At 69.9% G+C, this 16,240-nt stretch carries 16 protein-coding genes; 4 read left to right on the top strand and 12 right to left on the bottom strand.

The annotated features are described in order from the left end of the window. Positions 1 to 106: 106 nt before the first annotated feature. From M2351_RS42655 to gloB, 3 genes are all read right to left on the bottom strand, one after another. The gene (locus M2351_RS42655) at positions 107 to 553 is read right to left on the bottom strand and encodes a cupin domain-containing protein (protein ID WP_264662014.1); all 447 of its coding nucleotides are present in this window, start codon (positions 551 to 553) and stop codon (positions 107 to 109) included. 11 nt (positions 554 to 564) lie between these two features. Continuing rightward, a complete protein-coding gene (locus tag M2351_RS42650; RefSeq protein WP_264662013.1) occupies positions 565 to 1,170 on the bottom strand; it encodes a glutathione S-transferase C-terminal domain-containing protein in 606 nt (201 codons plus the stop codon). Positions 1,171 to 1,241: 71 nt separating this feature from the next. Continuing rightward, positions 1,242 to 2,003 carry a hydroxyacylglutathione hydrolase gene (gloB, locus tag M2351_RS42645; RefSeq protein WP_264662012.1) on the bottom strand — a complete coding sequence of 254 codons (762 nt, stop codon included), beginning with the start codon at positions 2,001 to 2,003 and terminating at the stop codon, positions 1,242 to 1,244. An 80-nt stretch (positions 2,004 to 2,083) separates the two neighbouring features. On the opposite strand from gloB, the gene M2351_RS42640 reads away from it, so the two are divergent. Together M2351_RS42640 and M2351_RS42635 are read left to right on the top strand one after the other, a co-directional pair. Beyond that, complete coding sequence (locus M2351_RS42640; protein ID WP_209765277.1) at positions 2,084 to 2,875, top strand: class I SAM-dependent methyltransferase; 792 nt, start codon at positions 2,084 to 2,086, stop codon at positions 2,873 to 2,875. An 81-nt stretch (positions 2,876 to 2,956) separates the two neighbouring features. Beyond that, positions 2,957 to 3,517, top strand: coding sequence for an RBBP9/YdeN family alpha/beta hydrolase (locus tag M2351_RS42635; protein WP_264662011.1), 561 nt, complete (start codon positions 2,957 to 2,959; stop codon positions 3,515 to 3,517). A gap of 7 nt (positions 3,518 to 3,524) precedes the next feature. Here M2351_RS42635 and M2351_RS42630 read toward each other — a convergent pair whose 3' ends face one another. The 3 genes from M2351_RS42630 to metX all read right to left on the bottom strand — a co-directional run bounded on the left by M2351_RS42630 (position 3,525) and on the right by metX (position 6,154). After that, on the bottom strand, positions 3,525 to 4,187 hold the full coding sequence (locus M2351_RS42630; protein WP_264662010.1) for a PRC-barrel domain-containing protein: 663 nt from the start codon (positions 4,185 to 4,187) through the stop codon (positions 3,525 to 3,527). Positions 4,188 to 4,274: 87 nt separating this feature from the next. Continuing rightward, a complete protein-coding gene (gene metW, locus M2351_RS42625; RefSeq protein WP_264662009.1) occupies positions 4,275 to 4,937 on the bottom strand; it encodes a methionine biosynthesis protein MetW in 663 nt (220 codons plus the stop codon). 14 nt (positions 4,938 to 4,951) lie between these two features. Then, entirely contained in the window at positions 4,952 to 6,154 is a 1,203-nt protein-coding gene (metX, locus tag M2351_RS42620) for a homoserine O-acetyltransferase MetX (RefSeq protein ID WP_264662008.1), read from the bottom strand. Between the two features lie 148 nt (positions 6,155 to 6,302). Here metX and M2351_RS42615 point away from each other — a divergent pair, with 148 nt between their 5' ends. After that, a complete protein-coding gene (locus M2351_RS42615; RefSeq protein ID WP_264662007.1) occupies positions 6,303 to 7,232 on the top strand; it encodes a chorismate mutase in 930 nt (309 codons plus the stop codon). Between the two features lie 8 nt (positions 7,233 to 7,240). Further along, entirely contained in the window at positions 7,241 to 8,332 is a 1,092-nt protein-coding gene (gene hisC / locus M2351_RS42610; protein ID WP_264662006.1) for a histidinol-phosphate transaminase, read from the top strand. Positions 8,333 to 8,486: 154 nt separating this feature from the next. Here hisC and M2351_RS42605 read toward each other — a convergent pair whose 3' ends face one another. The 6 genes from M2351_RS42605 to M2351_RS42580 form a co-directional block, all read right to left on the bottom strand. Then, complete coding sequence (locus M2351_RS42605; RefSeq protein WP_264662005.1) at positions 8,487 to 10,241, bottom strand: ABC transporter ATP-binding protein/permease; 1,755 nt, start codon at positions 10,239 to 10,241, stop codon at positions 8,487 to 8,489. A gap of 103 nt (positions 10,242 to 10,344) precedes the next feature. Beyond that, on the bottom strand, positions 10,345 to 11,256 hold the full coding sequence (yddG, locus tag M2351_RS42600) for an aromatic amino acid exporter YddG (RefSeq protein ID WP_264662004.1): 912 nt from the start codon (positions 11,254 to 11,256) through the stop codon (positions 10,345 to 10,347). Positions 11,257 to 11,327: 71 nt separating this feature from the next. Beyond that, a complete protein-coding gene (locus tag M2351_RS42595) occupies positions 11,328 to 12,044 on the bottom strand; it encodes a hypothetical protein (protein WP_264662003.1) in 717 nt (238 codons plus the stop codon). Between the two features lie 170 nt (positions 12,045 to 12,214). Next, entirely contained in the window at positions 12,215 to 13,945 is a 1,731-nt protein-coding gene (locus tag M2351_RS42590) for an ABC transporter permease (protein WP_264662002.1), read from the bottom strand. Positions 13,946 to 13,947: 2 nt separating this feature from the next. Beyond that, positions 13,948 to 14,952, bottom strand: a complete 1,005-nt coding sequence (locus tag M2351_RS42585; RefSeq protein WP_264662001.1) for an ABC transporter substrate-binding protein — start codon at positions 14,950 to 14,952, stop codon at positions 13,948 to 13,950. Positions 14,953 to 15,127: 175 nt separating this feature from the next. Beyond that, the gene (locus M2351_RS42580) at positions 15,128 to 16,138 is read right to left on the bottom strand and encodes a D-alanyl-D-alanine carboxypeptidase family protein (protein ID WP_264662000.1); all 1,011 of its coding nucleotides are present in this window, start codon (positions 16,136 to 16,138) and stop codon (positions 15,128 to 15,130) included. Positions 16,139 to 16,240 lie beyond the last annotated feature (102 nt).

Genomic DNA, 16,240 nt, shown 5'->3' with positions numbered 1-16,240 from the left:
CGAGAGCGGGGGAGGGAACTCCGTTGCGCGACCCTTGAAGCCCTCCCTCGCCGAAGGTGGGGGAGGGTTGGGTGGGGGCCCAGTACGACCACTTCCCACAACTCACTCACCCCGGCTCCCAGCCCTCCGGGGCCATTTCGAAGCCGGCGAACTCGAAGGCGGGGGAGACGGTGCAGCCGACCAGGACCCAGCCGTCCATTGGGCGAGCGGCCTGCCAGGCGTGGGCCGGCACCACGCCCTGCGGGCGCTGGCCGGCCGCCAGGTCCATGCCCAGGATCAGGCAGTTGACCGACCGCCCGTCCTCGGAAATGGACAGCTCCAGCGCGCCGCCGGCGTGCCAGTGCCACATCTCCACCGCATCCACCCGGTGCCAGTGCGAGCGTTCGCCGGCGCGGAGCAGGAAGAAGATGCCGGTCTTCACCCCGCGCCCGCCGCCCGGCGGGGCGTCCCGGTAGGTTTCCACATAGTGGCCGCCTTCCGGGTGGGGCGCCATTCCCAGCAGATCGATGATCCGCTCGGGCGTGAGGGGTTCGGGCGTCAGGGGTTCCGGCATGCCGTTCACCGTCACGCGGGCGGCGGCTCGGTGCGGCGGTAGCTGTCGCGGGCCGACATGGACTCGAACCAGCGGGTCAACGCCGGGCGGCCCTGCCGCCAGTCCTCGTGGCCGAAGCGGAAGTCCAGGTAGCCGAGCGCGACCAGCAGGGCCAGCGTGCCGATGGTCGGGGTGTCGCCCAGCCCGGCGGCCTCCGCCTCCAGCACGTCGAGCGCGCGGGTGACGGCGCGGCGCTGCCGCTCCATCCAGTTCGGCGACTTCTCGCCGTCCGGGCGCTGGGACTCGAGCCGGCGCAGGATGGCGGCGTCGCAGATGCCGTCGGCGAGCGCCTGCTGGCGCAGCGCCGCCCAGCGCGCCGGGCCGGTCGCCGGGAACAGGCGTGGGCCGTCGTGCAGCGTGTCCAGGTACTCGGCGACCACCGGGCTGTCGAACAGGGTCGTGCCGTCCTCCAGGACCAGTGCCGGCACCTTGCACAGCGGGTTGTCGGTCGGCAGGTCGGTGTCCGCCGCCCAGGCGTTCGTCGTCTGCTTCTCGATCGCGTTCTCCAGCCCGCATTCGATCGCCACCATCATGACCTTGCGGACGTAGGGCGAGGTCGGGCTCCAGCGCAGCTTCATGTTTCTTTCTCCTCCCATTCGGGCCCCATACGGGTCGGGCCGCAGGGTAACGCGGTTGGCGGCGCCGTCGATCAGAAATTGTCCTTCCGGCGGCGGATTTCGGCAAAGACCTCCACCGGGTCCGCCCCCGCCATGCCAATCGCGGCCTGGACCTCCGGCACGTCGGCGCGCAGGAAGGGGTTGGTGCGTTTCTCCTCCCCGATGGTGGTGGGAATGGTCGGCTCGCCGCGCTCCCGCTTGGCGGCGATCTCCTTGGCGCGGGCCTGGAGGTCCTGGTTGTCCGGCTCGACGGTGACGGCGAAGCGGGCGTTGGACAGGGTGTATTCGTGGCCGCAATAGACGCGGGTGTCGTCCGGCAGGGCGCGGAGTTTTTTCAGCGACGACCACATCTGGGCCGGCGTGCCCTCGAACAGGCGCCCGCAGCCGAGCGCGAAGAGCGTGTCGCCGCAGAAGACCGCCTTGGTCTCAGAAAACCAGAAGGCGATGTGGCCGGAGGTGTGGCCGGGCACGAAAAGCACCTGCGCCGTCTGGGACCCGAACGAAATGGTCTCGCCTTCGCCCAGGCACGTCTCCATATCCGGAATGCGGGCCGCGTCGGCGCGCGCGCCGATCACGGTCGCACTGGTGCGCGTCTTCAGGGCGTGGTTGCCGCCGACGTGATCATTGTGGTGGTGGGTGTTGAAGATGTGCGTGAGCGTCCAGCCGCGGCGGTCCAGCGCCTCGATCACCGGATTGGCGTCGCTGGGGTCGACAACCCCAACCGCGCCGCTGGACGAATCGCGCAGCAGGTAGATGTAGTTGTCGGAAAAAGCGGGAACGAGGTGGATCTCCATGGCCGAACGCCTCTCCGTCTTGGAACCGTGATAGTCTTGGAAACGTGCCAGTCCAGGAAACGTTATAGTCTCGGGGGACCATGTACACCGATATCGTCGATCTCCGGGAGTTCTACGAGTCCAGCCTGGGTCAGGCGGCGCGGCGGATGATCCGCCGGCGCATCCGCATGATCTGGCCGGATCTGCGCGGGCAGATCGTGTTGGGGGTTGGCTACACGACGCCCTACCTGCGCCCCTTCCGCGAGGAGGCGGAGCGCGTGATCTCCATCATGCCGGCCACTCAGGGCGTGACCTTCTGGCCGCCGGAGGGGCCGGGGCTGGTGGCGCTGGGCGACGAGGCGGACCTGCCGTTGGGCGACATGTCGGTCGACCGCGTCCTGCTCGTCCACGGGCTGGAGGGAACGGAGCAGCTGCGCCCCATGATGCGGGAGATCTGGCGCGTGCTGGCCGGCGGCGGGCGCGTGCTGGCCGTGGTGCCGAACCGCCGCGGCCTGTGGGCGCGCGCCGACTGGACGCCCTTCGGCCATGGATTCCCCTATTCCGCCTCGCAGCTGAAGCAGGTGCTGCGCGACACGATGTTCGTGCCGGAACGCACCGGCCACGCCCTGTTCATCCCGCCGCTGCGGTCCCGCTTCCTGCTGAAGACCGCGCCGGCCTGGGAAGAGGTGGGGGAACATTGGTTCAAGGCCTTCGCCGGCGTGACGATGATCGAGGCGTCCAAGCAGATCTTCGCGGGCGTGGCGCGCAAGACCCAGCCGGCGAAGCGCCGGTTGATCGTCCCGCTGCCCGGCGGCACCGCCCCGGCCCGCCGCCCGGCGGGTTCCGGCGCCTGGCGCGTGTCGGAGGATCCGCAACGCCCGGATCCGGCCTGAGTGCCCTGTTGGCCCGTCCCCAGTTGTGTGTGCGCCGCGGTCCGCTAGGATGGCGCGGCACGACAACACAGCGGATGTGACATGGCGGCGAACGTCCTGATTCTCCCCGGCCTCGGCAATTCCGGGCCGGAGCACTGGCAAAGCTGGCTTCAGGGGCGGCACCCGTCCTTCCGCCGCGTGGAGCAGGCCGACTGGAACGCGCCGGTCCTGGCCGACTGGGTGGAGGCGCTGGAGCGGGCGGTGGCGGCGTCCAGCGCCCCGGTGGTGCTGATCGCGCACAGCCTGGGCTGCATGCTGGTCGCCCGTTGGGCGGCGCGCGGCGCTGAAACCGGATCGGCGGACAAGATCGCCGCCGCGCTGCTGGGCGCCCCGCCGGACGTCGAGTCGCCCGAACTCACCCCGCCGGAGGTCCATGGCTTCGGCCCGGTGCCGACTGACCCGCTGCCCTTCCGCACCGTGGTGCTGGCCAGCCGCACCGACCCCTATTGCAGCGTCGGCCGCGCCTGCGGCTTCGCCGTGGGCTGGGGCGCCGACTTCATCGAGGCCGGCGACCTGGGCCACATCAACACCGCGTCGGGGTACGGGCCGTGGCCGGACGGCGAGCGGCTCGTGCTGGATTTGCTGAAGGACATCGGGGGGTAGAAGCCGCTCACGGCTTCCCGCCCACCGTCTTCACGTCGGTGCCGTAGGTGAATTCCGGGGCGTTGGCGAGTTCCTTGGCGGGCAGGTTCAGGAGCGGCGGGCGGGACAGCTCGACGCCGGGGGCTGCCTGGCCGGGGACCTCCATCTGCAACATGCTGATGGGCACGGAGACCAGCTTCTTCGGCGTGCCGACGTCGTCGTCCGGAGTCAGGACGATGCGGGTGATCGCGTCGCCCGCATCATCGAGCGCGAAGTCCTTGATCGTGCCCGCCACCTGGCCATCGCGGCTGCGCAGTTCCTGACCGATCAGGGCGCGCGCGTGCTCCGGGTCGATCGGGCCGGGGATGGCGGCGACGGAAGGGGAGGTTCCTGGCGTGGAACCGGCCGTGGAACCGACCGGCGGCTCCATCCGCTTCATCTCGTCCGACGGGGCCGAGCCGCTGACGCCCGATTGCGAGGCGGTCGGGTCGGTCGTCGGCTTGTCGTCCGGACGGGGCGCGGTCATCAGCGGGGACTGGGACGCGCCGGGGGTCCCCTGCTGGGCGATCTTGCCTTCGGGGACCGGAGCCGGAGAAGGGCTCGTGGTCTGGGCGGGCGCCGCGGTCGCCAGCAGAAGGGCGGCGGCCGGAACGGCCAAAGCGGCGGCCAAAACGGCGGCGTTGAAACGCATGGTGCAAAGCTCCCGTTGGACGGACCTTGCCCACTAAACACCGCCGACGGGCATTGGGTTGCACCGTGGCCGCAGGCTAAACCGGGATCAGGTCCGTCGCAGCAGGAAAACGCCCTGTTCGCCCAGCAGGTTGGCGAAGCCGGAATGGGCGTGGCCGGTGATGCGGCCGGCACGGTTGACGATCAGGCAGCGTTCGATGGTCAGCCCCATCTCCTCGGTCAGGGACACCAGGTCCTTGATCGTGCAGAAATGGATGTTGGGTGTTTCCCACCACTGGTAGCCCAGCTTCTCCGTCACCGGCATGCGTCCGGTCAGCAGCAATTGCAGCCGGATGCGCCAGTAGCCGAAGTTGGGCACCGACACGATGGCGCGCCGGCCGATGCGCGTCAGGCTTTGCAGCACCGTCCGCGGTTCCCGCATGGCCTGGAGCGTCTGGCTGAGGATGACGTAGTCGAAGGCCTCGGCCGGGTAGTCCTTAAGGTCCGTCTCGGCGTCGCCCTGGATCACCGGCAGCCCCTGCGTCACGCAGCGGTGCACGCCGTCCATGCTGAGTTCGATGCCGCGCCCGTCCACGCCCTTGTGGCGGGCCAGATACGCCAGCAGGGCACCGTCACCGCAACCGACGTCCAGCACGCGGCTGCCCGGCTCCACCATGTCGGCGATCAGCTTCAGGTCGAAGCGGATGCCGCCCACAGCGCCGTTGCCGGCGCCGGCGCGAGGGGCGGAGACGTCGTCCAGGGGAGGGCTCATGGTCCGGCTTTCTCTCAGCGGGGTTGCCGGCGGGCGGTCAGGCCGCGGTGCTCCGCGCAGCCTTCCAGGAAGCCGCGGATGACTTGGTGGAACTCCGGCTCGTCCAGCAGGAAAGCGTCGTGGCCTTTGTCCGTCCGGATCTCCACGAAGCTGACGTTGGCCGCGACCGCGTTCAGCGCGTGCACGATGGCCCGCGACTCCGGCGTCGGGAACAGCCAGTCGCTGGTGAAGCTGGCCAGGCAGAAGCGCACCGGCGTGCCGCGCCCGTCCACCCGGAAGGCGTTGGACAGCGTCCCGCCGCCATGGTCCGCGGCGAGGTCGAAATAATCCATCGCCCGCGTGATGTAGAGGTAAGAGTTGGCGTCGAACCGCTCCACGAAGGTGATGCCCTGGTGGCGCAGGTAGCTTTCCACCTGGAAATCGGCGTCGAAGCCGTAGGTGACGCTCTGCCGGTTCTGCAGGTTGCGGCCGAACTTGCGGTGCAGCGCCGGCTCCGACAGGTAGGTGATGTGCGCGGCCATGCGCGCCACCGCCAGCCCGCGGTGCGGCCGCGTGTCCTCCAGCAGGTAGTTGCCGCCGCGCCAGTCCGGGTCGGCCATGATGGCTTGGCGCCCGACCTCGTGGAAGGCGATGTTCTGCGCCGAATGGCGCGCCGCCGTGGCGATGGGCACCGCCGCGAAGACCGACTCCGGGTAGGCGACCGCCCATTGCAGCACCTGCATGCCGCCCATGGAGCCGCCGATCACGCAGAACAGCTTCTCGATTCCCAAATGCTCGATCAGCAGCTTCTGCGCGCGCACCATGTCGCCGATGGTGATCACCGGGAAGCCCAGGCCATAGGGCTGGCTGGTCGCCGGATCGACCTCCTTCGGGCCGGTGGAGCCCATGCAGCCGCCGATGACGTTGGAGCAGATCACGAAATAGCGGTCGGTGTCGACCGGACGCCCGGGGCCGACCAGCATCTCCCACCAGCCGGGCTTGCCGGTGACCGGGTGCCGGTCGAGCACGTAATGGTCGCCGGTCAGGGCGTGGCAGACCAGGACCGCGTTGGAGCGGTCGGCGTTGAGCGTGCCGTAGGTCTGGTAGGCGACCTGGAAGGGACCCAGCTCCGCTCCGCTGTCCAGCCGCATCGGCCGGTCGACCCCGAGGGTGACGCGATAACCGGGCAGGGAGGCGGCGTCGGCTGGCAAGGCGACAGCTGGATTCGACGCGGGCATGGCGGTTCGCAAGGCCTCTGGAAAACGGGAGCGTATAGCTACGGAGCGGGGAGAGAAGGTGTCAACGTTTTCTTTGATTTTAGGGAGCGTGCGGACTACTACTATCCGGCTTTGGATTCGATCTTTTGACGCGACGGTTTCCCGCCCCATGCCTGCGCCCAAGTCCCCGCTCGATGACCTGCGCCGCGAGATCGATCACATTGATGATGCGATCCACGACCTGCTGATGCGCCGCGCGGCGGTGGTCGAGCGAATCGGCGCCGTGAAGGCGCAGCTCGACGAGCAGAACGGGCCTGCGCCGGTTCAGCCGAATGGCACGCCCGCACCGCAGCCGATCTTCCTGCGCCCGGCGCGCGAAGCCGTGATCCTGCGCCGCCTGATGGCGCGCCACGCCGGATCCTTCCCGGCCGCCGCGGTCGTCCGCATGTGGCGGGAGATGATCACCGCTCTGACCCGCATCCAGGGGCCCTTCGCCGTCGCCGTCTACGCGCCGGAGGAACGCCGCGGCTTCTGGGACGTGGCGCGCGACCATTTCGGCAGCTTCGTCTCCATGACCGCCGTCAACACCCCCGCCGCCGCCATCCGCGCGGTGTCGGAGGGCACGGCCACCGTCGGCGTGGTTCCCTACCCGGCGGAGGACGACGCCGACCCCTGGTGGCGTTTCCTGCTGTCGTCGGACGCGCGCACGCCGCGGGTCGTGGCGCGGCTGCCCTTCGGCGGGCGCGGCAACGCCCGCGGGGAGGACCGCGACGCGCTGGCCATCGCGCTGGTCCCGCACGAGCCGACCGGCGACGACCGCACGCTGCTGGCGATCGAGCTGGGCCACGACCTCAGCCGCGGCCGGCTGAAGGACCATCTGGAGCACAGCGGGCTGGCCCCGACCGGCTTCTGCACCTGGCACGCCAAGGACCCGTCCGGCCCGTCGCTGCATCTGGTCGAGATCGCCGACTTCGTCGATCACGCCGACCCGCGCCTGTCCGCCTTCGCCGAACGCATGGCGGAGATCCCGGTGCGGGTCAACATCGTGGGCGGCTACGCCGTCCCGCTCCACCTCTCCCACGACGCCCGCAAGGTCTGAGACCTGACATGACCCAGCCGAACGGCCCGGTGCCCCGCCCGGGAATCCTCGATATCGCCCCCTATGTCGGCGGCGAGCACGCGGGCCACATCCGCCTCGCCTCCAACGAAGGCGCGCTCGGCCCCAGCCCGAAAGCCGTGGAGGCGTACCAGCGCGCCGCGGCGGAGCTGCACCGCTACCCCGACGGCGGCTCGGCCGCGCTGCGCAAGGCCATCGCCGCGCGCTACGGCCTGGACGCGGAGCGGATCGTCTGCGGCGCCGGCTCCGACGAGCTGATCAGCCTGCTGATCCGCGCCTACGCCGGTCCGGGGGACGAGGTGCTGTATTCGCAGCACGGCTTCCTGATGTACCCGATCGGCGCCAAGTCGGTCGGCGCCACCCCGGTGCAGGCGCCGGAGACGAACCTGACCACCGACGTGGACGCGCTGCTCGCCCATGTGACGCCGCGCACCAAGCTGGTCTTCGTCGCCAATCCGAACAACCCGACCGGCACCTACATCACCGCCGAGGAGATGGCCCGGCTGCACGCCGGCCTTCCGTCGAACGTCGTCCTGGTCATCGACGCGGCCTACGCCGAGTACATGAACCACAACGACTATTCGGCGGGCCAGGATCTGGTGGACCGGTTCCCCAACGTGGTGATGGCGCGGACCTTCTCGAAGATCTTCGCGCTGGGCTCCCTTCGGCTCGGCTGGGCCTATTGCCCGGCGGGGATCGCCGACGTGCTGAACCGCCTGCGCGGCCCCTTCAACGTCTCCGCCGCCGCCCAGGCGGCCGGCGTCGCGGCCATCGAGGACACGGCCTTCGTGGAGCGCTCCCGCGCCCACAACACGCAGTGGCGGGAGTGGTTCGCGGGCGAGGTGACGGCGCTCGGCCTCACCATCCACCCCAGCGTGACCAACTTCATCCTGGTGGACTTCGCCGGCCAGAAACCCGGCAAGGACGACGCCGAGGCCGCCCGCCAGTTCCTGAAGGGCCGCGGCATCCTGGTCCGCCAGATGCCGTCCTACGGCCTGCCCAGCTGCCTGCGCGTCAGCATCGGCACGGAGGCCGAGATGCGCGAGGTCGTGACGGCGCTGAAGGACTTCCTGGCGGCGTGATTGTGTGGGGTGGGTGGTCGCGTTGGGCCCCCACCCTAACCCTCCCCCACCTTCGGCGAGGGAGGGAACTCCGCCGCTCGACGCCTAAAGCCCTCCCCCGCGAAGTGGGGGAGGGTTGGGTGGGGAGCAACGCCCGCACTCCCCGCCCCAATGATCACCCCACCGCCGCCTCAACCGGCCGAAGCACTCCCACGCCATCCTCGCCGCGGCGCACTTCCACGCGGCGGTCGTGGAAGGCAGTCAGGCTGGTGCGGTGGCCGATGCTGAGCACCGTGGTGCCGGGCAGGCGCTCCGCCAACAATCCATAAAGTCGCGCTTCCGTTTCTGGGTCGCAGGCCGAGGTTGCCTCGTCCAGGAACAGCCAGTCCGGCTTGTGCAGCAGGGCGCGGGCGAAGGCGACGCGCTGCTGTTCGCCGCCGGACAAGCGTTGCGCCCAATGATCGTCCTCGTCCAGCCGGTCGGCCAGCGCGGGCAGGCCGACCGTCTCCAGTGCCTCGCGCACCGCCTCGGCCGGAAAGGCGTCGGGGGCGGAGGGATAGGTGACGGCCGCGAGCAAACTGCCGATGGGCATGTAGGGCTTCTGCGGCAGGAACATCGCCCCGGCACCGTTCGGCAGGCCGACGCGGCCCCGGCCGAAGGGCCAGATGCCGGCCACGGCGCGGAACAGCGTGCTCTTGCCCGAGCCCGACGCGCCGGTCACCAGCACGCGCTCGCCCGGCTGCACCGTCAGGTCAGCGCGCAGCAGCGGCGCCTCGGCGCGGGGCAGGGCCGGCGCCACGTCCTCCAGCCGCAGGGCGGAGTCGGGGCCGGTGGCGCGGGCGATCTGCGGCGCCGTCCCGGCCGCATCCCGCAGATCCTCCACCGCGCGGTGAAAGCCGATCAGGCGGCTGGTGGTGGCGTGCCAGTCGGTCAGGCTGACGTAGCCGTCGATGAACCAGGACAGCGCCTCCTGCACCTGCCCGAAGGCCTGCGAGGTCTGCATCAGCGCGCCCAGCGGTACGGCGCCGGAGAAGTAGCGCGGGGCGGCGACCAGCAGCGGGAAGATGATCGCCACCTGCCCGTAGGCGGAGGTGAACCAGACCAGCCCCTTCTGCGTGCGCATGATGGACCACCAGTTGTCCACGACGCGGGCGAAGCGTTCGGTGAAATGCCGCCGCTCCTGCGCCTCGCCGCCTTGGAGGGCGATGCTCTCCGCGTTCTCGCGCAGGCGGACCAGCGAGAAGCGGAAGTCCGCCTCGTAGCGCTGCTGGTCGAAGTTCAGGCGGGCGAGCGGTCGGCCGATCTTGTGGGTCAGCCAGGTGCCGACGATGGCGTAGACCAGCGCCACCCAAACCATGTAGCCGGGGATGGCGATCTCCATCCCGAACAGGGGCACGGTGACCGAGCCCGACAGGCTCCACAGCATCGCCAGGAAGGACACCAGCGTGACGAGGTTGGTGAGGAAGCCCAGCGTCAGGCTGAGCGTCAGCTGGACGAAGCCGCGCAGATCCTCGGCGATGCGCTGGTCGGGGTTGTCGGTTCCGTTGCCCGTGACCTGGAGCCGGTAGTAGGTCTGGCCGGCCATCCAGTCGCCGAGATAGCGCTCCGTCAGCCAGCGGCGCCAGCGGATCTGCAGCATCTGGTTCAGGTACAGCCGGTACACCGCCACCGCGATGTAGGCCAGCGCCAGCCCGCCGAACAGCAGGAGCTGGTGGACGAAGGCGCCCTGATCCTTTTCCTGGAGGGCGTTGAAGATGTCGCCGTTCACCTCGGTCAGCCAGACGTTGATGAAGACGACGCCCAGGTTCAGCGCCACAATGACCGCCAGCAGGCCGCGGGCGGCCCAGCGCTCCTCCGACGACCAGTAGGGGCGGGTCAGCGTCCAGACGTCCTTCAGGAAGCGGCTGATCACGGCGATGCGGCTGGCCATCGGGTCGGACCTCGGTTTCTTGGGATTCCGACTGTGCCGAATAGCACCGACCCGCATGAAACGCTTATGAAATCCGGTTCACGCGACTGTGGCGCCCTTTATATCACCCGCGCAAAACGTCGCGGCTGGCCAGCACGGCGCCGCCGATGATCAGCGCGCAGGCTGCCCAGACGGTCCAGCCGCCGACCGCCTGCCCGAACAGGATCAGCAGCAGGGTGGAGGACAGTGGCGTGGCGTAGGACAGCACGCCCAGCGCCCGGATGTCGCCGCGCTTCACCCCGTGGTCCCACACGAAGAAGGCCGCGCCCACCGGCCCGACGCCCATGGCGAGCATCGCCAGCCACTCGTTCGTCGTGGGCACGACCGTCGTCTCGAAGATCGGGTGGCAAAGCGCAGCAAGCACCGCGGTGGCGAGGCAGAAGCCGCCGACCGCCTCCGTGGGCACGTCGCCGAAGCGGCGCGACAGCACCGAATAGGCCGCCCAAGTCACCGCGCAGGCCAGCGCCGACAGATAGCCCGGCAGGGATTCCGCCTGGATCGACAGGCCGCTGCCCGCGACGATCAGCACGGTGCCGGCCAGCCCGCACAGCGCCCCGACGATGTGTCCGCGCTTCAGCCGCTCCCCCGGCAGCAGGGCGGAGAACAGCACGATCAACAGCGGCCACAGGTAGTTCAGCAGGTTGACCTCGATCTTCGCCTGCGGGGCCAGATAGAAGGCCAGGTAGTAGAAGAAGTGGTAGCCGAACAGCCCCGCAACCCCCAGCGCCCAGACCGGCCAGGGCTGGCGCAGGGCACCGATGACGTCCTTGCCGCGCGCGGCGTTCCCCGCCGTGCAGACGACGAAGCTGATGCCGAAGGACAGGGCCAGCAGCTGGAACGGCGGGATCCGCTGCGACAGCGCGGTCAGCAGAGCCAGCGTGGACCACAGCAGGATGGCGGTGCCGCCGATCGCGGTGGCGCGGCGCACCTGGGGATCAGGCTTCGGGGTGGAGGCAACGAGCGTTTCGGTCGACATGCCCGCTCCCTTAGCGCACCGCGGGAGGGGGGGCAACCCTGTGTGGGATCAGAAGGTTCAGGACAACCGGCTCAGAACAGCCCGTTCAGAAGCGACCCGCGCCCGCTGTAGGAACCGCCACCGTTCAGGATGCCGAGCGCGCCCGACGAGGAGGACGACGAACCGCTGCCGGTCAGGATTGCCGCGAGGCTCTGCAGTTTCGGCGTGTCGCCGAAGGGGTTGTCGCCCTTGGCCGGCTGCTTGGCGACGGTGTCGTAGTCCTTGCTGTAGTCGCCCATGCGCAGCTGGACGCCGTAGTTCTTGTCGTCCTTGACCGCAACGCCCTTGTCGCGGCTGATCCGCAGCGTGTAGTCGCCCTTGTCGAGCGTCTGCGATCCCTTTTCGAGGTTCTTGTAGGCGTCGTAGGCCGCGCCGGAGTCCTTGTTGCTGTCGGCGATGACCTTGCCCTGCTTGTCCATCAGCTGGATGCGCACGTCGCTGTCGCCAACCCGGCCCAGCGACACCTCGCCCTTCGAGGTGACGGAGAACTTGTAGAAATCCGCCGGGTCGTTCGCCGCCAGCGAGCTGAAGACGTTCAGGCGGCTGGTGTCCTTCACCAGTGTCCCGATGTTGGTCGCGAATGGGGCGGCGTTCAGCGACGACTTGCGGACGTTCTGCTCATACTCCTGCACCTTGCCGGTGGGCTTGTCGTCCTTGGCGTTCTTGGCCTGGTCCTGCACGCGCTTCATGGCGGCGTCGATGGACGCCTGAAGGCTCTGCGCCATGCTGCCGATGCTGAGATCCGCCATTCTTCCTTCCTCCCGCCGGCACCCGGGACGGGTGCGTCGAAGGGGAATGCAGGAAACGCGCCACGGAAAGTAGCCGTGGAACAAGGGGTTGGATCAGGGCAAGCTTGGCCTCGGCCGGAAAATTCTGCGCAGAGGGCGGCAGTTTCTGCCGCCTTCACTCCTGCTGGGGCCTACCCCCGCCAGGGGATGATGCCGGGCGGCAGGCGGCGGCCCAGGCGGCCGACGGCCAGCATCACGGCCACGACCACGCCGATGGTCACGGTGCTGAGCGCGGCAGCGAGCGTCGGGCTGCCGCCTTCCTCCAGCGCGTAGACGACGACGCCGATCGTCTCCCGCCCCTGCGACCAGAGCAGGATGGAGACGGTCAGCTCGTTGAAGGCGGTCAGGAAGACCAGCACGCCGCCGGCGGCGGCGGCCGGGGCGACCAGCGGCGCCACGATGGTGCGCAGCCGCCGCAGCCGGCCGGCCCCGCAGGCGCGGGCCGCCTCCTCCATGGCCGGGTCGAGCGCCACGCAGGCCGCCTGGGCCGGGCGCAGCGCCAGCGACAGGAAGCGCGCCAGATAGGCCGCCAGGATGATGCCGAGCGAGCCGTAGAGGCTGATGCCGAGCAGCGGCAATGGCTTCAGGAAGACCAGGATGCAGCCGATGGCCAGCACGACGCCGGGCACCGCGTTCGGCAGCTCGACCAGCACGCCGACGGCGCGGACGAAGCGGCTGCCCGCGCCGCGCCGGTCGGCCATGGCGTGGGCGATGGGGATCGCCGCCGCCGTCAGAACCAACGCGGCCACCCCCGACAGCAGCAGCGAGTTGGCGAAGGCGCGGCCCACCTGGTCGAGCCCCAGGACGGTCGCGTAATGGGCCAGCGTCGCCGTCTCCGCCCCCAGAGGCAGGCCGTAGACGCGCACCAGGCTGGTGGAGACCAGCGCAGCCAGCGGGGCGGCGAGCACCAGGGCCACCACGGTCCAGCACAGCAGCTCCAGCGGACGCCGCGCGCGGCCGAGCGGCAGCACCGCGGTCGGCGCCGAGCCGCCGATCACGCGCGCGTCGATCCGCGCCTGGAGCACCAGCTGTGCCGCGATGCCGACGCAGGCGATGGCGCCGATCAGCACGGCCAGCACCGCCACCTCCGGCAGGACCGAGGGACCGAAGCCGGACAGGCGGCGGTAGATCAGCGTCGGCAGCACCGGCACCCCTGCGGGGATGCCCAGCAGAGCCGGCACGCCGAAATTGCCCAGCGCCGCCACGAAGGCCAGCGCCACTCCAGCCGCCAAACCGGGCAGGCTGAGCGGCAGCACCACCGTGCGCAGGACGCGCCAGCGCCGCGCGCCGGAGGCCTGGGCGGCCTCCACCAGATCCCGCGGCACCGCGCGGAAGGCGGCGCGCAGCGCCAGGAAGACCAGCGGTGCGTGCTCGATCCCCATTACCAGGATCATCCCGGCGGAGGAATAGACCGGGTTCGGCGTGCCGGGCGGCGGGGCGAGGCCCAGCGGCTTGAGCAGCGGGCTTCCGGCGCCGGTCAGGTGAATCCAGGACAGCGCCACGATCTGCGGCGGGATCATCAGCGGCAGGATCAGGCAGAAGGACAGCGCCGTCTTGCCGCGCAGGTCGGTCAGCCCGGCCAGCAGCGCGAAGGGGCCGCCGAGGAGTGCCGCGACCAGCGTCGCCCCGCCCGCGATGGCGAGGCTGTTGCCGGTCGCCCGCCAGGTCATCGGCGCGTTCAGCACGCGGGTCAGCGCCTTCAGGTCACCGGCCAGCGCCGGCCCGGCGACCTCCCAGGCCAGGCGAAGCACCGGCAGCAGGACGACCAGCCCGACCAGCGCCATCAGCAGCGGGATGCCCGGACGGGGGATCAGGCCGGCGGTCCGGGCCGGTTGCCGGTCGGAAAGGGTCGTGACGGACATGCTCAGCCGCCGAACAGGTCGGCGAAGTCCTTCTTGTTGTCCTCGTCGTCCTTCAACGCCTTGGCGGGCTCATAGGGCAGGATGGTGATGCCGGCCGGGTCGGGAAAGCCCTCCGGCGGCTTCACGCCGGGCAGCGCCGGCAGGAAGCCCTGCTTGGAGGCCAGCTCCTGCCCATCCTTGCTCAGCAGGAAGGACACGAAGGCCTTCGCGGCGGCGGGGTTCTTCGTGCTGTTCAGGATGCCGACCGGCTCCGTCACCGCGCTGACGCCCTCCTTGGGAAAGACGAAGGCGACGGGCGCGCCCTTCAGCTGCTCGCGGATCGGCAGGTAGTCGACGATGACGCCGTACAGCTTCTCGCCGCTGGCGACCGACTTCAGGATGCCGCCGTTGCCCTTGGCCGCGGTTGCGCCGTTGGCCTGCATCTTCTCGTACCAGGCCATGCCCAGGCTGGGCTCGGCCTTCACCGCAGCCATGTGGATGGCGGCGGCACCCGAATAGAGCGGGCTCGGCATCACCGACATCCCCTTGGCCTCCGGCTTCAGCAGGTCGAGCCAGGAGGCCGGCTTCATGGGGGCCGCGGTGTTGTAGGCGATGCCGGTGGTGATCAGCTTGGTGCCGAACCACGTGCCGTCCGGGTCGTGCGTGCCGGGGCGGTAGCCCTGGACGGGCGCCTCCGCGAAGGGCAGCAGGCGCTTTTCGGCCTTCAGCGACTCCATGGTCACCGCGTCGGCGATCAGCAGCAGGTCGGCCTGCGGGCTGCCCGCCGCGATCTCCGCCCGCAGCTTGTTCATCAGCTCGGTCGTGCCGCTGCGGATCCACTCCACCTCGACGCCGGGGTTCTTGGCCTTGAAGGCCTCCACCGTCTGCTTGGCGTCGGCCTCCAGCTGCGAGGTGTAGAGCACCAGCTTGCCGGACAGGGAGTCCGCCGCCTGGGCGGGCGTCCCGAGCAGGAGTGCGCCCAGCGCGGCCCCGAAGGCCGCTCCAATGGCCGAAAAGGTCGTCCTCATGTCTCTCCCATCCCCTTCCATGGTCAGCGCCGGCCGTCGTTCGCGGCCGTTCGCCACCAGCGTTACCCGTAACTAGCGCACTGTCTACGCCAGAACCATGACAATGACGTTACGGACGTATGGGAAGAGGGGAAGGGGCGTGGCGGGGATGGGGTCAGTCGGCCTTGTGGTCGGTTCAGTCGGCCTTGCCGTCGGTGGTGGCGACGGTCTGCTTGCCCGTGGTCTTGAAGCCCTTCTCCAGCAGGTCGGCGACCTCATGGTCGCGGGACTTGGCGGTTTCGCCGCCCAGGACCACGGCGATCATGCGCTGGCCGCCGCGGCTGGCGCTGCCGGCGAGGTTGAAGCCGCTAAGGTTTACGAAGCCGGTCTTGATGCCGTCGTAGCCTTCCACCTTGCCGAACAGGCGGTTGTGGCCGGGCACCACGGTGCCGTTCCATTCGAACCGCTGGCGGGAGAAGTAGGCGTATTCCTGCGGCGGCAGGCTGACGACGGCGCGGGCCAGCTTGGCCATGTCGCGCGCGGTGGTCCGCTGCTCCCGATTCGGCAGGCCCGAGGCGTTGCGGAAGGTGGTGTTGGTCATGCCGATGGCGCGGGCCTTCGTCGTCATCATCTCGGCGAAGCTTTCCTCGCTGCCGCCCAGCGCCTCGCCCAGCACGACGGCGACGTCGTTGGCCGACTTCACGGTCAGCGCCAGGATGGCGTCCTCGACCCGGATGGTGCCGCCAGGGACGACGCCCAGGCGCGACGGCTTCTGGTTCACCGCGTGGCGCGACACCGGCAGGTCCTGGTCGAGTCGCAGGCTGCCGCGGTCGATCGCCTCGAAGGTCAGCAGCAGGGTCATCATCTTGGTCAGCGACGCGGGGTAGGTGACCACATCCGCGTTTTCCGCCTCGATCACGCGGCCGCTGTGGGCGTCCATCAGGACGTGGGCGTGCACCGGGCGGAAGACGCTGCCGGCGCGCGCGGCGCGGGCGACCGCGTGCTTGCGGCCAGCCCGGTGGCCCTTGGCGACCGCCTTGGGCTTGGCCTTGGCAGCCTTGGAGCTGTGCGCCTTCGCCTTGGCCGTCTTCGCCGGCGCGTGCTTCGCCGTCGCGGCGACGGCATCGGCAGGGTTGAGGGTCAGGGGGGCGGCGACCGCAAGCGACAGGAGCAGCGGCAGGGCGAAACCGTACGGCGAACGCGGCATATTGGCGACCAGATGGAGAGGTGGTCGCTTCCTGTAGGCCGGAAGCCGTTAACAAAAAATGTGTCGAATCTTCGGAAGGGACCAAATCGCGACGATAACGCG

The organism is Azospirillum canadense, assembly GCF_025961225.1.
GTDB lineage: Bacteria > Pseudomonadota > Alphaproteobacteria > Azospirillales > Azospirillaceae > Azospirillum > Azospirillum canadense.
The sequence above is the reverse complement of the archived record's forward strand: the minus strand, read 5'-3'. Positions and strand labels throughout refer to the sequence as shown.

Excerpts from the sequence above, each read along its gene's own strand:
- metX (WP_264662008.1), bottom strand. The coding sequence starts at position 6,154 with ATGCCCGCGTCGAATCCAGCTGTCGCCTTGCCAGCCGACGCCGCCTCC.
- M2351_RS42590 (WP_264662002.1), bottom strand. The coding sequence starts at position 13,945 with ATGTCCGTCACGACCCTTTCCGACCGGCAACCGGCCCGGACCGCCGGC.
- M2351_RS42595 (WP_264662003.1), bottom strand. The coding sequence starts at position 12,044 with ATGGCGGATCTCAGCATCGGCAGCATGGCGCAGAGCCTTCAGGCGTCC.
- yddG (WP_264662004.1), bottom strand. The coding sequence starts at position 11,256 with ATGTCGACCGAAACGCTCGTTGCCTCCACCCCGAAGCCTGATCCCCAG.
- M2351_RS42630 (WP_264662010.1), bottom strand. The coding sequence starts at position 4,187 with ATGCGTTTCAACGCCGCCGTTTTGGCCGCCGCTTTGGCCGTTCCGGCC.
- gloB (WP_264662012.1), bottom strand. The coding sequence starts at position 2,003 with ATGGAGATCCACCTCGTTCCCGCTTTTTCCGACAACTACATCTACCTG.
- hisC (WP_264662006.1), top strand. The coding sequence starts at position 7,241 with ATGACCCAGCCGAACGGCCCGGTGCCCCGCCCGGGAATCCTCGATATC.
- M2351_RS42615 (WP_264662007.1), top strand. The coding sequence starts at position 6,303 with ATGCCTGCGCCCAAGTCCCCGCTCGATGACCTGCGCCGCGAGATCGAT.
- M2351_RS42655 (WP_264662014.1), bottom strand. The coding sequence starts at position 553 with ATGCCGGAACCCCTGACGCCCGAACCCCTCACGCCCGAGCGGATCATC.
- M2351_RS42640 (WP_209765277.1), top strand. The coding sequence starts at position 2,084 with ATGTACACCGATATCGTCGATCTCCGGGAGTTCTACGAGTCCAGCCTG.
- M2351_RS42635 (WP_264662011.1), top strand. The coding sequence starts at position 2,957 with ATGGCGGCGAACGTCCTGATTCTCCCCGGCCTCGGCAATTCCGGGCCG.
- M2351_RS42585 (WP_264662001.1), bottom strand. The coding sequence starts at position 14,952 with ATGAGGACGACCTTTTCGGCCATTGGAGCGGCCTTCGGGGCCGCGCTG.
- metW (WP_264662009.1), bottom strand. The coding sequence starts at position 4,937 with ATGAGCCCTCCCCTGGACGACGTCTCCGCCCCTCGCGCCGGCGCCGGC.
- M2351_RS42580 (WP_264662000.1), bottom strand. The coding sequence starts at position 16,138 with ATGCCGCGTTCGCCGTACGGTTTCGCCCTGCCGCTGCTCCTGTCGCTT.
- M2351_RS42650 (WP_264662013.1), bottom strand. The coding sequence starts at position 1,170 with ATGAAGCTGCGCTGGAGCCCGACCTCGCCCTACGTCCGCAAGGTCATG.
- M2351_RS42605 (WP_264662005.1), bottom strand. The coding sequence starts at position 10,241 with ATGGCCAGCCGCATCGCCGTGATCAGCCGCTTCCTGAAGGACGTCTGG.